Source organism: Enterococcus sp. R12, from assembly GCF_058135755.1.
Genome location: NZ_CM176874.1, coordinates 1,619,770 through 1,637,209 on the forward strand (window position 1 = coordinate 1,619,770; position 17,440 = coordinate 1,637,209).

Below are 17,440 nucleotides of genomic sequence, written 5' to 3' on the forward strand. Positions count from 1 at the left end.
TCGATGAAGGCTTGCGGACTAGTCGTAGAATACAATCCTTTTCACCATGGACACCAATACCATGTGGAAAAAGCACGGCAAGTAACGAATGCTGATGTCGTCGTTGCGGTGATGAGTGGAAATTTTTTACAGCGTGGCGAACCAGCAATCATCGATAAATGGCAGCGAGCTCAAGCAGCACTACAACATGGTGTAGACTTGATCGTCGAATTGCCCCCCGCTTGGGCCGTCCACTCTGCTGATTTTTTTGCATCGGGAGCGATTAGGATTCTGCAGGATCTGCAATGTGAGTTGTTATGCTTTGGCACAGATACGAAACACCCCTTCGACTATGCCAAGTTTGCTCACTTTGAAAAAGAAAATCAACTAATGATCGATGACGCATTTCAACGCTTAGCTAGGCAAAATGCTACCTATAGTCAAAAAATGAGTGCGGTCCTCAGTGAGCTATATCCTGAGTACCATGCAGAAAAAGACCAGCCCAATCATCTGTTGGGTATGGCGTATGCACGGGAAGTGCTGCATTATGAAAAACCAATGCGCTTGGTCCCCATCCAACGCGTTGCGGCGTCTTATCATTCAGAACAATTCGATCATCCCACGATCGCCAGTGCAACAGCCATTCGCCAAGCAATCAAACAAGGTGCAGCTGTTGCGGATTTTGTTCCTGAAGCAACACAAAACTTTCTTTCACAAGCAACAGTCGATTGGGAAGCCTTTTGGCCGTATCTTCAATACCAGATCATCTCTGCCCCAATCGAAAAATTAGCTGCTATTTACCAGATGGAAGAAGGATTAGAATATCGACTAAAACAATATGTGACGGCGGCGGATTCATTTGCAGGTTTTATCAAGTTGTTAAAGACGAAACGTTATACCCAAACGCGGCTGCAGCGTCTTGCTTGTTATGTATTGTTCCAAGTGACAAAAGCTGAAATGAAGGAAGCCCAAGAACATCCCTTTATTCGAGTCTTAGGGTATACGAAGCAAGGGCAGCACTATTTAAAAGAGATCAAAAAAGAGCTGACCCTACCGCTGATCGCTAAATTCGGTAAGCAAGAAGCACAGCGCTATGGCTTGTCATTGCGGATCGATCAGATCTATCAGCAAGGGAATCCTCAAATCACAGAACAAAATTTTCGAAGAATTCCGCTTTTTATTGATAAATAAGTGAAAATTACTTCACAGAACGCCATTTGACAAGTATAATGAATAAGGATTTTTAAAAACAAGAAAGCGAAGTGAAATTATGGGTCGTAAATGGGCAAATATCGTAGCGAAAAAAACTGCTAAAGATGCAAACAATAGCCGAGTTTATGCAAAATTTGGAATCGAAATCTACGCAGCAGCAAAATCGGGTGATCCTGATCCTCACGCGAACCAAAAATTACGCTTTGTTATCGAACGTGCGAAAACCTACAATGTGCCAAAACACATTATTGACCGTGCGATTGAAAAAGCCAAAGGTTCTGGCGATGAACAATACTCAGAACTTCGATATGAAGGATTTGGACCAAATGGATCAATGGTGATCGTCGATACGTTGACAAATAACGTCAACCGTACCGCAGCCGATGTTCGGGCCGCTTTTGGTAAAAACGGCGGGAATATGGGTGTTTCAGGGGCCGTTGCTTATATGTTTGATAACACGGCACTCTTTGGCTTTGCCGGTGACGATGCAGATAAAATCTTAGAATACTTGATGGACAAAGAGATCGATGTTCGTGATGTCGTTGAAGAAGATGGACAAATCATCGTTCACGGTGAACCAAGTGACTTCCATGCCATTCAAGAAGCCTTGAAAGAAAAAGGAATCACTGAATTCTCAATTGCAGAAATGCAAATGATTCCTCAAAATGAAGTAACCTTGACGGGTGACGATCTAGAAAAATTCGAAAAAATGATCGATGTGTTAGAAGATCTTGAAGACGTACAAAACGTCTATCACAATGTGGCAGACGCGGAAGAATAAGTGTCACTTGGCAGCCTAGAGACAATCTGGCTGCCATTTTTTTAGTATGTTTTTTTATGTAGAAGCTTTATCGCTTATGCAAGAGAAATAATGAAGCGGTAGCGTTGCTCATTTACTGAAAATTCTTCTGTGTTGATCATCTTTTCAGTTGGTTTCTATACATTTTATGTGTTATGATTTACTACATAAGCAAACAAATCGTTAGGGGGGCAGACATGGAAGAAAAAATCGTTTTAGAGCCATTTAATCGAATCTTAAGTGGTTTTGAAAAGCTAGCAGAAGTGTCTGTATCGATTTCTGACTGCTCGGCTCTTTGTCGGAAATATCAAAAGTATGGGGTAGAAGGGTATCGTCTAGGTGATTATCGTGGCTCTTCTTATTTGAATCGTTATTTAAATGTCGTCGTTGATCGCGCACCCTTATTAATTTATAAAGAGCGATTCTTGATTCCATTAGTCTTTCGCATGTCGGAATACTCTGAACGGCTCTTTATCGATGAGTATCGAATGGAAGGGTTCTTCTTGCTGTTGGATTGGCTTTTAGAGCACCGACCAGAAAAAGCAATTATTGATTATAAACGAACGCGTGCTTTGCCTCATAGAAAAGAATTTGTCATCGACAGTTCCTATGTACTTTTTCGATTGACAGAAATTCTGGATGGCGCTGGCTTTCCTCTTAGTCGCTTTACGACGATTGAAGAATTTAGTGAGTGGAATCGTACCCATCGCTTGATCGATAACGGCAGCATTGGACGACATACAAAATTATTTGTTCCAGAAGATCCCGAACACGTTTCTGAGCTGCAAATGATTTTAACCATCGTAGGGATGCGCTATCCAGAAACCCGTTTATTTATTGGCGAGTTAAAAGGCTAAAAAAACATCACGATCGGCTTGTTTCCTTTGGGAACTCGCCGAAAGTGATGTTTTTTGTTATCCGATCGTTGATGCTTCTTGGAACTGATAAGTGGTAGGATCAGCTTTTGCCAGAAGCGGCAATTCCTCTTGGGTGAGGACGGTCAACTGATGCATCGCCCGTGTCGCCATTGTATAAAAAATCAATTGGTCTTGTTCAGTCACGAAAGTGGCACCTGGTGTCCAGACAAATACTTGGTCAAACTCTAGCCCTTTTGCTAAAAAGGCCGGGAAGATCATCACATTGCGTTTCATGAAGTCTTCTTCAGAGGTGATCAGCTGCACTTGTTCCTGCATTGTTTCTGCCAGCTGGGCATATAACTGCTGGCAATCCTTTGCGGTTTTACAAATGATCGCGGTGCGCCAACGCTGATTCTCAGCTGCGTCACGAATACTGGTTTCTAGGAAAGCCAGATTTTCAGTTGCAGTTCCTTTAACAATTGTTGGTACCGCCCCTTTACGAGCCGTCAATTCCACTTGATCACTGCCAACTAAAAATTGATTGGCGAAATCTGTGATTTCCTTAGTCGAACGATAGCTGGTTTTCAATTGATAACGTTTCACACTTTCGCGGGGGAATAATTCTGCTAATGCCCCGACGATCGTTTCATTGCCATACACTTTTTGATTCAAATCGCCGCATAGGGTGATGCCAGCCTTTGGATAAAGCTGACGCAGTAGAGCCACTTGTGCTGGTGGAAAATCCTGCATTTCATCGATAAAGATAAACCGAGCTTTTTCTTCGACGTGAACAGGATAAAGCTGTTTGATCAGTAAGAAAAACAAAACGGCGTCTTCTTGTTTGATCTGTCTTTGGCGCATGCCTTGTCGAATATCGGCAATACTTTGCTGCCAAGCCGCAGGCTCGATGCCAGTTTCTTTGACTGCAGCAGACTCAACCGATTGTAAAAAGTGTAAGTATTGCTTGGCTTGGTTGATAAACTGAAAGTTTTTCACTCCCCGCGTCAAGGAACGGAACTTCTTGCGGACGATCTGCTGTCTAAGTTTCTTCCGCAAACGGCGTTCGTTTTCTTCGCTGTATTCTTGATGAGGATCATTGGCAAATACTTGTTGCAATTGTTCTTCGGTCGCTTCTTTGACCCAGTCTTTTTTGGCTTCATCTTTTTCCAAGCCGCCGATTTTTTTTAATAATTTCGTTTGAAGCAGTTGGGTTCTTTGGTAAATCGGCAGTTCGTTATTGGTTTCTTGATACCAGCGGCGAATCTGTTCTTTTGTCAAATAGGTTTGCCCTTGGATTTTTAGATCACGGAACAAGGGACCGATCGGTGCAATCGAACGGACATAACGGTTGATTTTTTCCACCAAGAAAAGACTACTTTTGATTTTTTCAATGGCATCATCATCGCCGCTTAAAAAGGTTTCTTCTTGTTGGGTTTCTTTCGTCACTTCATAGCCAGTCAGAATCAATTGGATAAAGTGGTGGAAGGTTCTTGTGGGCACTTCACTTTCACCTAAAGAAGGCAGGACCATGGAAATATAGTCAGAAAACAAATGATTGGGTGAAAACAGCAAGACTTGTTTTTCGTCCAACCATTTGCGATTCCGATAAAGTAAAAAGGCGACCCGCTGCAACAAAGCAGAGGTTTTCCCACTTCCAGCAATTCCTTCGATCAGTAAGAATTTATTGGTGGTATCACGAATGATTTGATTCTGTGCTTTTTGGATCGTCGAAACGATGTTACGCATTTGAGAAGAAGAGGCTTCATCCAATATTTCCAACAAAAATTCGTCATTGATGATCTCCGAAGTATCGACCATCGACAAGATTTCACCATTTTGAATTTTAAATTGGCGTTTCAAAAGCAATTCTACCGTAAACCGATCAGTGTCTGTTTCGTAGAAGGTCTCACCAAGCTCTCCTTCATAATAAAGATTGGCGATCGGTGCGCGCCAGTCGATGACGATCGTTTCTTCATCTTTGTCTCGCAATGAAGCGATCCCCAAATAGAGGGTCTCGGTTTCTTGTTCTTCTTTGAAATCGATTCGAGCAAAATACGGATTGCCCGCCATCGTTGTTAAGGTTTTGACGCGTTTTTCTTGTGATTCTGCGGTTTGGTATTTTATCAGCAATTCTTGTTCATGCTGCTGGTACTCGATAACTGATTCATAAAAGGCTTCACTGTCGCCCCCGCGAATTTTCTTATCGGCGATTTCTTTTAATTGATCATCCATTTTAGCGGCTAACTCTTGTTTTTGCTGCGAAAGGATCGCTTGTTCTCTGTGGATCAGAGCAATGGTTTCATTGACATGTTGTTGTTCTTTTTGACGTTCGTTCACGAAGGATCCTCCTTAAAAAAATTGCGACATAAAATTATAGCATATTTTCCCTGCGAATGTCGTGGAAAAAAAGAAACTATGCTAATATTTATAAAAAGAGCTTAGGTGTTCAAAAACGAAACGAAAAAGAGGTGGAGACGGTGAGGGAAGAAGCAGAATTGCACCAATTGATCCTGTCTGTGGGGCAACGTGTTGGGGCACGTGCCATCGGTTTATCTGGTTCACGGACCGATCCACAGGCGCCAAAAGATTTTTTACAAGACTTTGATGTGGTTTACGTAATGGATGATATTCAGCCCTTGGTCGATGATCCTTCATGGTTAGAAGCCTTTGGACCGATCATGATCAGGCAAACACCGGAAGCTAGCACCATCTATCCGTCAAGTTTGGGCGGGTGTTTTACGTACTTGATGCATTTTTTAGACGGAGTAAGAATCGATCTCATGCTATGTCCTCTTGCACTGGTCGATCGTCTGGCTAACGAACCAGGCTTGCATCCGCTGCTTGATCCAGACCAAATACTAAGTTTTGCTAATCAAGCAAATCATTCGCATTACTGGATCAAGCGCCCGACCCAAGCCGCTTTTCAGGAACACTGCAACGAATTTTGGTGGGTAAGCACGTATGTCGTGAAAGGGCTGCTTCGAAAGCAGCTGATTTATGCTGCGGATCATTTATACACTATTTGTTGGCAAGAATTGTTATGGATTGAAGATTTGTTCGTTGCCCAAGCTCAGCAATTTCAGGTGAGTACAGGGAAAAATCATAAATACCTACAGTCGTTTCTAACGGAAAAGGAGTGGCGGGAATTGACCTCATTGCTTGATTTTTCCACGATCACTGCCTGCGGTCAGTCCCTCTTGAAGATGCAAAAACGTTTTGATGGCCAAGCAAAGAACATCAGCGAGAAATTAGGGCTGGCCTATGATTGGCAAGAAGCTGAGAATGTCCAAACATATACGAAGTATTGGAGTGAAAAAAATTGGCAGATGAAACCAGAGAATCAAAAATAAAAGACTGTCAGATTCAGGCGTTTTGGCAGCGGTTTTTAAAAGCAAATCCAAGAAATCAATCTCCTTTGACCTATGAAGATGCTTGGTCCTTTGGTGATACACCACAAATGGCCGATGAACTGGCAGCACTGGTTTTAGCTGGCGAAAAGACGGCAACGACATCTGCCGCTGCGCTCTATGAAATCGAGCAAGAAGCATTGCCGCAATCAGGAACCTATAGTGTCCTTTTAAATGGGTCGGATGTACCAAAAGCTGTTCTTTACTTAGAGTCAGTGTCGATCGTGCCTTTTGATGAGGTGACAGCAGACTTTGCCTTTTTAGAAGGGGAAGGAGATCGCACTTTGGCTTATTGGCGCCGTGTTCATGAAGCTTTTTTTCGACGAGCTTATGCCTCAGCGGGGTTGTCTTTTCACGATCAAATGCTGTGTGTTTGCGAAAAGTTTTGTGTCGTTTATCAGGAAGAATAAAGTCATGGTTTTCTTTGGAAACCAAGGTAATAGTTTTTGTCTTTTTGAAAAAGGTGTATAATCAAAAGCAAACAAAGGAGGAAGTCGTATGCCATTTATCCATGTCGAACTAGTTGAAGGACGTTCGCAAGAGCAACTGACGAATATGATGAAAGAAATCACTGAGGCGGTCCATAAAAATACAGGCGCCCCTAAAGAGCATATCCATGTTATCATCAATGAAATGAAGCAAGGAACCTATGCTGTGAATGGCGATTGGAAATAATTCTCTTGCTTTTTTATCAAGAGAGTGGTTTAATTGAGCCATAATCGATCAATAAAAAAGACACCTGAATTTGAGAGTCTTCGATAAGAGAGGGAAATCTTGGCTGAAAATTTCCTAGAAGAAAACCAAAGGATGACCACTTTTTTAAGACCTCTGTTGAAACGGAGGCGGTTGAACCGTTATCTCATGAAGAGGAAAACAGACTTTTTCTGTTTTTGAAGAATAGGTGGAACCACGAGTGATCGTCCTAGTATCGTAACCGATACTAGGACTTTTTTTATTGATTGAAATCATCAAAGGAGGACATTCATATGTCATTATTTATTACATTTCCTGATGGCGCAAAAAAAGAATTTGCTGTTGGGGTAACAACCAAAGAGATTGCTGAAAGTATCTCGAAAAGTCTTGCAAAGAAAGCCTTAGCTGGAAAAGTCAATGGACAACTGATCGATCTTTCACGTCCGATCGAAGAAGATGCAACGATTGAGATCGTGACACCCGATCATGAAGACGCCTTAGGCTTACTTCGTCATTCGACAGCTCATTTAATGGCTCAAGCTATGCGCAGACTCTATCCATCGATCCATTTTGGGGTAGGACCTGCAATTGATTCTGGTTTTTACTATGACACAGACAATGGGGAAAACCCAGTAACTGCAGAAGATCTGCCAGCAATCGAAGCAGAGATGATGAAGATCATCAAAGAAAATCTGCCAATCGAACGCCGCGTGTTAACAAAAGAAGAAGCGTTGACCCTTTTTGCCGAAGATCCATACAAAGTAGAGTTGATCACTGAATTACCAGATGATGAAACGATTACTGCCTATCAGCAAGGTGAATTTGTCGATCTTTGCCGCGGTCCTCACGTCCCATCAACTGGTCGTATCCAAGTGTACAAATTGTTATCAGTGGCAGGTGCTTACTGGCGTGGAAGCTCTGACAACCAGATGATGCAACGGGTATACGGAACAGCCTTTTTCGATAAAAAAGACTTGAAGGAATTTATCCGTTTACGGGAAGAAGCAAAAGAACGCGATCATCGCAAATTAGGAAAAGAATTAGAATTGTTCATGTTATCACCTGAAGTCGGCGCTGGTTTGCCTTTCTGGCTGCCAAAAGGAGCTACGATCCGTCGTACGATCGAACGGTATATCGTGGACAAAGAAATCAGCTTAGGGTACCAACATGTGTATACACCAATCATGGCAAACGTGGATCTATACAAAACCTCAGGGCACTGGGATCATTACCATGAAGACATGTTCCCGCCAATGGATATGGGGGATGGGGAAATGTTAGTATTGCGACCAATGAACTGTCCGCATCATATGATGGTTTATAAAAATGACATTCATTCGTATCGTGAGCTACCGATTCGGATCGCTGAATTAGGCATGATGCACCGCTATGAAAAATCAGGGGCATTATCTGGATTGCAACGGGTTCGGGAAATGACTTTAAACGATGGGCATACATTCGTCCGTCCGGATCAAATCAAAGAAGAATTCAAACGGACACTTGATTTAATGATCGGTGTTTATGAAGACTTTAATATCACCGATTATCGTTTCCGTCTAAGTTATCGTGATCCACAAAACAAAGACAAATATTTTGATGACGATGCAATGTGGGAAAATGCGCAAACGATGCTAAAAGCCGCTATGGATGAATTAGAATTGGATTATTTTGAAGCAGAAGGCGAAGCAGCTTTCTATGGACCAAAACTAGATGTCCAAGTGAAAACAGCTTTAGGCATGGAGGAAACCTTGTCAACGATCCAATTAGATTTCTTGTTGCCTGAACGGTTTGACCTAACGTATGTTGGTGAAGATGGTGAAAACAACCACCGTCCAGTGGTGATCCACCGCGGCATCGTTTCAACGATGGAACGCTTTGTGGCTTATCTAACGGAAGTCTATAAAGGCGCATTCCCAACTTGGTTGGCGCCGATCCAAGCATCGATCATTCCAGTTTCAGTCGAAGCTCACAGTGACTATGCTTACGAAATCAAAGAACGCTTGCAGGCACAAGGATTGCGGGTAGAAGTGGATGACCGCAACGAAAAAATGGGGTATAAGATCCGCGCATCACAAACCCAAAAAATTCCTTACCAAATCGTTGTTGGGGATCAAGAAGTCAATGACGCGACAGTCAATATCCGTCGCTACGGCAGCAAAGAGACCCAAGTCGAAGAATTGAATCTGTTTGTTGATGCAATGGCTGCAGAAGTGAAAAACTATAGTCGAAAATAGTTTTATGATGGATGAAGTGAAAAAGCACCTTCTTAAAGATGGTGCTTTTTTGTCTAAATTCATAAAAATAAATAAATAGGTTTTGTTATGGTGATTATATTGTAGTATAATTGCTTAGTGGCAAAAATGAAAAAAAAGAAAAGGAGTTTGTGATGAATTATAATTACGGAGTTAGAAAGAAATCGGTTGTATCGGTCATTTTATTAACATTTATTACTTGTGGCATTTATACATTCTTTTGGATGTACCAAACAACCAAAGAGCTGGCAGAATACAGCGGGGATAATCGTCTTTCGCCAGAAACATCGATTTTACTCACGATCCTTACTTGCGGATTGTACCAAATTTATTGGTGGTATCGAATTGCGGATATCTTTATGAGTGCACAACAACGAGCGAATATGCCTCGTCTGAGTGACAACAAAATCCTTTTTGTCGTCTTGAGCCTTTTTGCTTTTGATTTCATCAACATGGCGATTTTACAAGGTGATATGAATCAAATGTGGGAAGCTGCTGATCAAAATGCCATGATGTCATCTGCTACATCAAACGATTCGTCTGATTCAGATGATTGGGTCGATTATTGATTTGTCCGTTTAAATGGTTAACGGGGTTTCCTTGTCCAGGTTGTGGCATGACGCGCGCCTACTTGCACTTATTTCAGGGTGATCTTGAATGTGCGCTGCATTTTCATCCCTTGTTTTGGTTGGTGCCGATCGTATTCGGAATCGTTTTGTTCAAAAAAAATCCGAAAATCAGCAAACTTTACCACAGTCACAACCTGTGGCTGACCTTGACACTTTTGGTATTAGTGGTTTATGGTGGTCGGCTCTGGCTTCATTTCCCACATGACGCGCCAATGGACTTTGATCCAGAGAGCATTTTCCCACAACTACTACGCCGGATTGGACAAGTGATTCACTAACAGCCCTTCACCCAAGCATTAAAAATCTTTAAGAAAATGCTTTGTTTTTTTCTGAAAGCGAAGGGAACATGCGACAGTAGTTGAATCTTTATGAAAATTGTGTTATATTTACAATGTAATGATACTTAGAGTGAGTGAGCGGTTTTTTCGCTCACTCTTTTTAATGGAATGAAGTTCGTTTCGTTGAGAAATAAAGGAGGCGATGTTGTGAGTACGGTAGTGGAAACTGTTACAGATATAGTGACCCCTATTCTGGATGCGCAAAAATTTGAATTAGTTGAAGTAGAATTCGTGAAGGAAGGGAAAAATTGGTTTCTTCGTGTGTTCATCGATAAAGAAGGCGGAATCGATATCGAGGAATGTGCCTTTGTCAGTGAACAACTTAGTGAACAATTAGACCAATGCGAACCTGATCCTATTCCACAGGCCTATTTCTTGGAAGTTTCTTCCCCTGGCGCCGAGCGTCCATTGAAGAAAGAAGCAGATTATCAACGGGCAGTCGGCGAGTACATTCATGTTTCTTTATATCAACCGATTGATGGAGAAAAACAGTTCGAAGGCTTTTTACAGTCATTCGACGAAAATCAGCTAGTTATTAAGACCCGAATCAAAACCAGAGAAAAAGAACGAACGATCGACCGGAAAAATATTGCCAAAGCTCGTTTAGCCATTCAATTTTAAACACGGAGGAATGAAAGAATCATGAGTAAAGAAATGTTGAATGCATTGGATGCATTAGAAGCAGAGAAAGGCATTTCAAAAGAGATTGTCATCGATGCCTTGGAAGCGGCATTGGTTTCAGCGTACAAACGTCATTACGGGCAAGCGCAAAATGTGGAAGTTGAGTTTGATCAGAAAAAAGGCAACATCCACGTCTATGCAGTCAAAGAAGTGACAGAAGAAGTCATGGACTCGCAACTAGAGGTTTCATTAAAAGAAGCGATGACAATCAATCCCGCTTATGAAATCGGCGACAAAATCCGTTTTGAAGTAACGCCTAAAGACTTTGGTCGTATTGCGGCGCAAACGGCAAAACAAGTCATTTTGCAACGGGTCCGTGAAGCAGAAAGAAACATTATCTATAACGAATTTAGTGCGTACGAAAAAGACATTCTGCAAGGAATCGTTGAACGCCAAGACAATCGTTATATCTATGTAAACTTAGGCAAAATTGAAGCCGTGCTTTCAAAACAAGACCAAATGCCAAATGAGTTTTATCAACCCCATGATCGGATCAAAGTATTCGTTTCTCGTGTTGAAAATACTTCGAAAGGCCCTCAAGTATTCGTTAGCCGTAGCCATCCAGATTTGCTACGCCGATTATTTGAACAAGAAGTGCCAGAAGTATATGATGGTACTGTAGAGATCGTAAGTATTGCTCGTGAAGCAGGGGATCGTGCCAAAGTTGCTGTTCGTTCCTTTGATGCCAACGTCGATCCAGTCGGTACTTGTGTTGGTCCTAAAGGTCAACGGGTTCAAGCGATCGTCAATGAATTAAAAGGCGAGAACATGGACATCGTGGAATGGAATGAAGATCCAGCGATCTTTATCGCCAATGCGTTGAATCCAGCAGAAGTCAGCGACGTTATATTCGATGTTGATAATCCGAAGGCATGTACTGTTGTCGTGCCTGATTACCAGTTATCATTGGCGATCGGTAAACGCGGACAAAATGCTCGCCTAGCAGCCAAATTGACTGGTTTCAAAATCGATATCAAGTCAGAAACAGACATGGAAGAATTTTATGCGAAGCTAGATGAAGGCGACTATATCGATGAGTATGATGCAAATGCTTCAGAAGCTGCTGAAGAAAGCAGCACAGAAGCAACAGAATCTGCAGAAACAGTTGATGAAGCGATCCTTTCATCAGACATGACTGCGGATGATTATGAAAATGTTGAGTTTGACGAAAAATAGTTGAGGTGAGATCGTGATAAAAAAACGAAAAATTCCTTTACGAAAATCAGTGATTTCAGGCGAAATGTTGCCTAAGAAAGAAATGCTTCGTATCACTCGTTCAAAAGAAGGCGTTGTTTCCATCGATCCAACAGGAAAAATGCCCGGTCGAGGAGCTTATATAGCGATCGAACCGGCTGAAGCCCAAAAAGCATGGGATAAGCGGATCTTAGATCGGGTGCTGGAAACGAAATTAACAGATGAATTTTACCAAGAACTATTGGACTATGTAACGCACCAAAAAGCGCGAAAAGAGTTATTTGCAAATGAATAAAACCAAAGCATTAAATATGTTAGGACTAGCCATGCGTGCTGGGAAATTAGTGACTGGTGAAGAAATGACCTTAAAAGAGATTCGCAATGAGAAAGCTGCTTTGGTCATTGTCGCCAGTGATGCTGGTAAAAATACACAAAAGAAAATTAAGGACAAAAGTTCTTATTACGAAATTCCGCTCCTAGATGCATTTTCTGCTGATGAAATCAGCGCGGCCATTGGGAAACCAAGAATGGTCATTGGCATCTTAGATCAAGGATTTGCAAGGAAGGTGCAGGAATTAATATTAGGTTAGGAAGGTGATTGCATGGGGAAAAAAAGAATTTATGAACTTGCAAAAGAATGGAACAAATCGAGCAAAGAGGTTGTTGAAAAAGCACAATCTTTAGGCTTTGATGTCAAAAATCATATGGGCGCGATCTCAGATGGAGAGGCGCAGAAATTGCAGCAGTCATTAGGCGGCAATCCAAATGGTAAAACATCTGCAAACTCAAATCCCGCAAATCAGAAACCAGCCAACCAGCCGGAAAAACAAGAACAAAAGAAATTTAAAACGCAAAGAAATAATCCTAACTTCCAAAACCGTCATAACAATCAAAGTCAACAGCGAACTACGCAAAGCAATAACCGTCCTGCTGGTCAAGGACAAGTAGAGCGCACGAACAGTCAAGGAAGTAACAGACCAAATAACCAAGGAAGTCATAATCGAGTGAATAACCAAGAGAATCGTAACAATCATGGGCAACAAAACCGCCCAACAAACCAAGGACAACAAAACCGTCCGAATAATCAAGGACAGCAAAACCGTCCGAACAATCAAGGGCAACAAAACCGTCCGAATAATCAAGGGCAACAAAATCGCCCAAACAATCAAGGACAACAAAACCGTCCAAACAATCAAGGACAACAAAACCGTCCAAACAACCAAGGGCAACAAAACCGTCCAAACAACCAAGGGCAACAAAATCGTCCGAATAACCAAGGACAGCAAAACCGTCCAAACAACCAAGGACAACAAAATCGTCCGAACAATCAAGGGCAACAAAACCGTCCAGCCGCTCAATCTGCAGGAAATACGCAAGGGGCAGACCGCAACAACAACCGTACGCAAGGCTCGAATGATTCCCGTGGAGGAAATCAAAACCGCGGCAAGTCAAATTACGGTGGACGCAATAACAATTTCAACAACAACAATCGCAATAAATTTAACAAAAAAGGGAAAAAAGGCCGTCAGCAGACGGAAAAGAAACCGCCAGTTCCAGCACGTAAATTCCGTGAACTGCCAGAAGTATTGGAATATACAGAAGGCATGAACGTAGCGGATATCGCGAAAAAAATCTACCGTGAACCAGCAGAGATCATCAAGAAGCTCTTTATGATGGGGGTTATGGTCAATCAAAACCAACCTTTAGATAAAGATACGATTGAACTGCTTGCTACCGATTACGGAATCGAACCACAAGAAAAAGTTCAAGTGGATATCGCAGATATCGATAAATTCTTCGAAGCAGAAGAACAAATTGAAGAGAATTTAGTATCACGACCACCTGTTGTTACCATCATGGGTCACGTTGACCACGGGAAAACAACATTGCTTGATACATTACGTCATTCACGCGTAACAAGTGGTGAAGCTGGAGGAATCACGCAGCATATTGGGGCTTACCAAATCGACATCAATGGCAAACCAATCACTTTCTTAGATACTCCTGGACACGCGGCGTTCACCAGTATGCGTGCACGGGGAGCAAGTATCACTGATATTACGATTTTAGTTGTCGCAGCTGATGATGGTGTCATGCCGCAAACGGTGGAAGCGATCAACCATGCGAAAGCAGCAAAAGTGCCAATCATCGTTGCAGTTAACAAAATCGATAAACCAGGTGCTAACCCTCAACATGTGATGCAAGAATTAAGTGAACATGAGTTGATCCCAGAAGCTTGGGGTGGGGATACGATCTTCGTTGAAATCTCAGCGAAATTTGGGCAAAACATTGAAGAATTGCTTGAAATGATCCTCTTAGTAGCAGAAGTCGAAGATTTGAAAGCTGATCCTACCCAACGAGCGATCGGTACCGTTATTGAAGCGCGCCTTGATAAAGGCAAAGGTCCTGTAGCAACACTATTGGTACAACAAGGAACTCTTCATGTTGGTGATCCAATCGTTGTAGGGAACACTTTCGGTCGTGTCCGCGTGATGACGAATGATTTAGGTCGTCGTGATAAAGCAGCTGGACCTGCAACGCCAGTCGAAATCACAGGATTGAACGATGTCCCTCAAGCAGGTGACCGTTTCGTTACCTTTGAAGATGAAAAAACGGCTCGGGCAGCAGGTGAAGAACGTGCAAAACGTGCCTTGATGGAACAACGTGCATCAAGCAGTCGTGTGACATTGGATAACTTGTTTGAAAGTCTAAAAGAAGGCGAACTGAAAGAAGTGAACGTCATCATCAAAGCAGACGTACAAGGTTCAGCCGAAGCGTTAGCTGCGTCATTGAAGAAAATCGATGTTGAAGGTGTGCGAGTAAACATCGTCCATTCAGCCGTTGGTGCCATTAATGAAAGTGACGTAACGCTAGCAGCAGCAAGTAATGCCATCATCATCGGATTCAACGTCCGCCCTACACCGCAAGCCAAACAGCAAGCAGAAGCAGAAGAAGTCGATATTCGTTTGCATCGCATTATCTACAAAGCGATCGAAGAAATCGAAACAGCGATGAAAGGGATGCTTGATCCTGAATTTGAAGAAAAAATCACCGGTCAAATGATCGTTCGTGAAACCTACAAAGTTTCTAAAGTTGGTACGATCGCTGGTTGCTATGTGACGGAAGGCAGCATTCGCCGTGACAGTGGTGTACGGGTGATTCGTGACGGTATCGTCATCTATGAAGGCAAACTTGCCAGCTTGAAACGCTTCAAAGACGATGTCAAAGAAGTGAAGCTAGGATTTGAATGTGGCGCGATGATCGAGAAATTTAACGACGTAAAAGTCGATGATGTGATCGAAGGCTATGTCATGGAAGAAGTACCAACAAAATAAACGAAATGACAACTATACAAGGAGGCTTTTTGAATGGCTAACTATCGAGATCGCCGAGTGGCGCAAGAAATCTTAAAAGAAGTCAATCAAATTCTTCGTAAAAAAGTTCGTGATCCTCGCGTGCAAGATGTGACGATCACAGATGTACGAGTAACTGGAGATTTGCAGCAAGCAACGATCTTTTACAGCACCTTGACGGACTTGGCTTCAGATAAGCAAAAAGCCCAAGCAGGACTGGAAAAAGCAACTGGGTTGGTTCGTCGTGAACTAGGCCAAGCGCTAACGCTCTACAAAGTTCCAGAAATCCAATTCGAGTTGGATGAATCTGTACAATACGGGAATAAAATTGATGAAATGATTCGCGCATTGCACTCAGAAGAATAAAAAAAAGAACAGCTTCCAGTCGAAGCTGTTCTTTTTTATTTGGAAAAAGCATCAGGAATTCATCAGTAAAGTAACCAGTCCAGCAACACCTGCCCCTAAGAGCCAACCACCGATCACATCTGTTAAAAAATGGATCCCTAAGTAGACTCTGCTAAAGCCAATCATAAAGCTAAGCAAAATTGCCAGTAAGGTCATCGGGATGACAGCTGAGGGAACCAATTGTCCAAGATTCAAGGCGATCGTTCCATACATGGCAGCGGATGTGGCAGCATGAGCACTAGGAAAGCTGTGATCTTTTTCTTCAACTAAACGATGATCAATAGGACGATCTCGTCGGACGATTCGTTTGATCAAGTAAGCAGCTGCTGATACTATGAAGATACTGACTGCTGTTTTTGGTGCAAGATCCGCCCGCGATGATGGAAAGGCAAACAACAGTAAAGCGATCGCAACTGTCGGAAAGGCTTTTCCTAAATTGGTAAAAAAGTGCATCATGCGCGTCAAAGAGGGCGTACGGCTTTGGATGATCTGCAAAGCAAACGCTTCTTCCCAACGCTGCATCGTGCCGAGCTGAATCATGATCAAAAAAATGGCAAATCCAATAAATGACCCTATCGTTAAAACAACCATTTTAGGACCTCCTTATATGCTTAGTTTATCATGTAATGAGAAAGAGCGAAAAGGATTTTGTCGTGCAATGAATTTTTTTTATATGTTATAATAAGCAAGTTGAAGTGAAATGGAGGAATACGATGGACGGGATTTTACCATTATGGAAAGAGCGTGGACAAACAAGTCACGACTGCGTGTTTAAATTACGAAAAATATTAAAGACAAAAAAAATCGGACACAGCGGCACACTAGATCCTGACGTGGATGGTGTCTTGCCCATTTGTATCGGAAAAGGAACGAAGATCGTCGAATACTTGGTTGATTCTGGAAAAGTCTATACCGGGGAAATCACTTTGGGCTTCAGTACCACTACAGAAGATCGGTCGGGGGATATCGTTGAACAACAAGCACTAACTCGTCCGTTTACGAAGGAAGAGATCGATCAGGCAATGAAACAGTTGACGGGGACGATTACCCAGATCCCGCCGATGTATTCGGCGGTCAAAGTCAATGGCAAACGACTTTACGAATATGCTCGTAACAATGAAACTGTCGAGCGGCCACAGCGCAAAGCAGAAATTTATTCCTTTGAACGAATTTCAGAGCCGATTATTCATGAGGACAATACGCAAAGCTGGCGTTTTGAAGTTGCTTGTGGAAAAGGGACCTATGTTCGCACATTAGCGGTCGACACAGGGAAATTGCTGGGTGTACCCGCGCATATGTCTGATTTGACTCGCCTAAAAAGCGGTGGTTTTTCAAAAGAACAATCCTACACGATTGCAGAGGTGCAAAAGGCAGTCGATGAACAACGTGTTTCGGAACTACTACTACCTTTAGAATACGGGGTATCAGAATTTCTTCAAGTGACGATCGATGCAGACCTCTGGCAGAAAGTAAAAAATGGCATGCGTTTGCCCTTCAGCGCGTTTGGATTACCAAAGCGCCCAGAGGAATTAGTGGCGATTTTTTATCGAGAACAATTGATCAGTATCTATAAAGCTCATGACAAATACCAGGATATGATGAAACCGGTAAAAGTCATCCGTACAGAAATAGGAGAATGAA

18 protein-coding genes are annotated in these 17,440 nt (G+C 42.4%); 16 read left to right on the top strand and 2 right to left on the bottom strand.

The window, feature by feature from the left end; translation table 11 throughout:
• Positions 1-3 precede the first annotated feature (3 nt).
• From ACTW1R_RS07470 to ACTW1R_RS07480, 3 genes are all read left to right on the top strand, one after another.
• On the top strand, positions 4-1,170 hold the full coding sequence (locus ACTW1R_RS07470) for a nucleotidyltransferase (protein WP_270290316.1): 1,167 nt from the start codon (positions 4-6) through the stop codon (positions 1,168-1,170).
• A 79-nt stretch (positions 1,171-1,249) separates the two neighbouring features.
• Positions 1,250-1,972 carry a YebC/PmpR family DNA-binding transcriptional regulator gene (locus ACTW1R_RS07475; RefSeq protein ID WP_167821795.1) on the top strand — a complete coding sequence of 241 codons (723 nt, stop codon included), beginning with the start codon at positions 1,250-1,252 and terminating at the stop codon, positions 1,970-1,972.
• Between the two features lie 215 nt (positions 1,973-2,187).
• A complete protein-coding gene (locus ACTW1R_RS07480; RefSeq protein WP_005225912.1) occupies positions 2,188-2,847 on the top strand; it encodes a hypothetical protein in 660 nt (219 codons plus the stop codon).
• A 57-nt stretch (positions 2,848-2,904) separates the two neighbouring features.
• On the opposite strand, the gene helD is transcribed toward ACTW1R_RS07480, so the two are convergent.
• Positions 2,905-5,184 (bottom strand): RNA polymerase recycling motor HelD, encoded by a 2,280-nt coding sequence (gene helD / locus ACTW1R_RS07485; protein ID WP_325836164.1) that lies wholly within the window; start codon positions 5,182-5,184, stop codon positions 2,905-2,907.
• A gap of 140 nt (positions 5,185-5,324) precedes the next feature.
• Between helD and ACTW1R_RS07490 the strand changes: the two genes are divergently transcribed.
• From ACTW1R_RS07490 to rbfA, 12 genes are all read left to right on the top strand, one after another.
• The gene (locus ACTW1R_RS07490) at positions 5,325-6,197 is read left to right on the top strand and encodes an aminoglycoside 6-adenylyltransferase (protein ID WP_081116853.1); all 873 of its coding nucleotides are present in this window, start codon (positions 5,325-5,327) and stop codon (positions 6,195-6,197) included.
• A complete protein-coding gene (locus ACTW1R_RS07495; protein WP_167821797.1) occupies positions 6,167-6,664 on the top strand; it encodes an ASCH domain-containing protein in 498 nt (165 codons plus the stop codon). The genes ACTW1R_RS07490 and ACTW1R_RS07495 overlap by 31 nt, the downstream gene beginning before the upstream one ends.
• An 88-nt stretch (positions 6,665-6,752) precedes the next feature.
• Positions 6,753-6,929 (top strand): 2-hydroxymuconate tautomerase, encoded by a 177-nt coding sequence (thmT, locus tag ACTW1R_RS07500; protein ID WP_005225916.1) that lies wholly within the window; start codon positions 6,753-6,755, stop codon positions 6,927-6,929.
• 311 nt (positions 6,930-7,240) lie between these two features.
• A complete protein-coding gene (thrS, locus tag ACTW1R_RS07505; protein WP_015509581.1) occupies positions 7,241-9,181 on the top strand; it encodes a threonine--tRNA ligase in 1,941 nt (646 codons plus the stop codon).
• Between the two features lie 152 nt (positions 9,182-9,333).
• Positions 9,334-9,768 carry a DUF4234 domain-containing protein gene (locus tag ACTW1R_RS07510; protein WP_034857985.1) on the top strand — a complete coding sequence of 145 codons (435 nt, stop codon included), beginning with the start codon at positions 9,334-9,336 and terminating at the stop codon, positions 9,766-9,768.
• Complete coding sequence (locus ACTW1R_RS07515) at positions 9,765-10,106, top strand: DUF2752 domain-containing protein (protein WP_271813071.1); 342 nt, start codon at positions 9,765-9,767, stop codon at positions 10,104-10,106. The genes ACTW1R_RS07510 and ACTW1R_RS07515 overlap by 4 nt, the downstream gene beginning before the upstream one ends.
• A gap of 207 nt (positions 10,107-10,313) precedes the next feature.
• Positions 10,314-10,787 (top strand): ribosome maturation factor RimP, encoded by a 474-nt coding sequence (rimP, locus tag ACTW1R_RS07520; RefSeq protein ID WP_005225920.1) that lies wholly within the window; start codon positions 10,314-10,316, stop codon positions 10,785-10,787.
• Positions 10,788-10,808: 21 nt separating this feature from the next.
• A complete protein-coding gene (nusA, locus tag ACTW1R_RS07525; RefSeq protein ID WP_271812986.1) occupies positions 10,809-12,023 on the top strand; it encodes a transcription termination factor NusA in 1,215 nt (404 codons plus the stop codon).
• A 16-nt stretch (positions 12,024-12,039) separates the two neighbouring features.
• Positions 12,040-12,336, top strand: coding sequence for an RNase P modulator RnpM (gene rnpM, locus ACTW1R_RS07530; RefSeq protein ID WP_005225922.1), 297 nt, complete (start codon positions 12,040-12,042; stop codon positions 12,334-12,336).
• On the top strand, positions 12,329-12,631 hold the full coding sequence (locus tag ACTW1R_RS07535; RefSeq protein WP_015509584.1) for a YlxQ-related RNA-binding protein: 303 nt from the start codon (positions 12,329-12,331) through the stop codon (positions 12,629-12,631). Before rnpM ends, ACTW1R_RS07535 begins: the two co-directional genes overlap by 8 nt.
• A gap of 12 nt (positions 12,632-12,643) precedes the next feature.
• The gene (gene infB / locus ACTW1R_RS07540) at positions 12,644-15,376 is read left to right on the top strand and encodes a translation initiation factor IF-2 (RefSeq protein WP_311904041.1); all 2,733 of its coding nucleotides are present in this window, start codon (positions 12,644-12,646) and stop codon (positions 15,374-15,376) included.
• 33 nt (positions 15,377-15,409) lie between these two features.
• Complete coding sequence (gene rbfA, locus ACTW1R_RS07545; protein WP_005225925.1) at positions 15,410-15,760, top strand: 30S ribosome-binding factor RbfA; 351 nt, start codon at positions 15,410-15,412, stop codon at positions 15,758-15,760.
• A 51-nt stretch (positions 15,761-15,811) separates the two neighbouring features.
• Here the strand turns inward: rbfA and ACTW1R_RS07550 are convergent, their stop codons facing one another.
• Positions 15,812-16,390 carry a phosphatase PAP2 family protein gene (locus ACTW1R_RS07550; RefSeq protein WP_015509588.1) on the bottom strand — a complete coding sequence of 193 codons (579 nt, stop codon included), beginning with the start codon at positions 16,388-16,390 and terminating at the stop codon, positions 15,812-15,814.
• A gap of 122 nt (positions 16,391-16,512) precedes the next feature.
• Here ACTW1R_RS07550 and truB point away from each other — a divergent pair, with 122 nt between their 5' ends.
• Positions 16,513-17,439 (top strand): tRNA pseudouridine(55) synthase TruB, encoded by a 927-nt coding sequence (gene truB / locus ACTW1R_RS07555; protein WP_074536424.1) that lies wholly within the window; start codon positions 16,513-16,515, stop codon positions 17,437-17,439.
• Position 17,440: the final 1 nt, after the last annotated feature.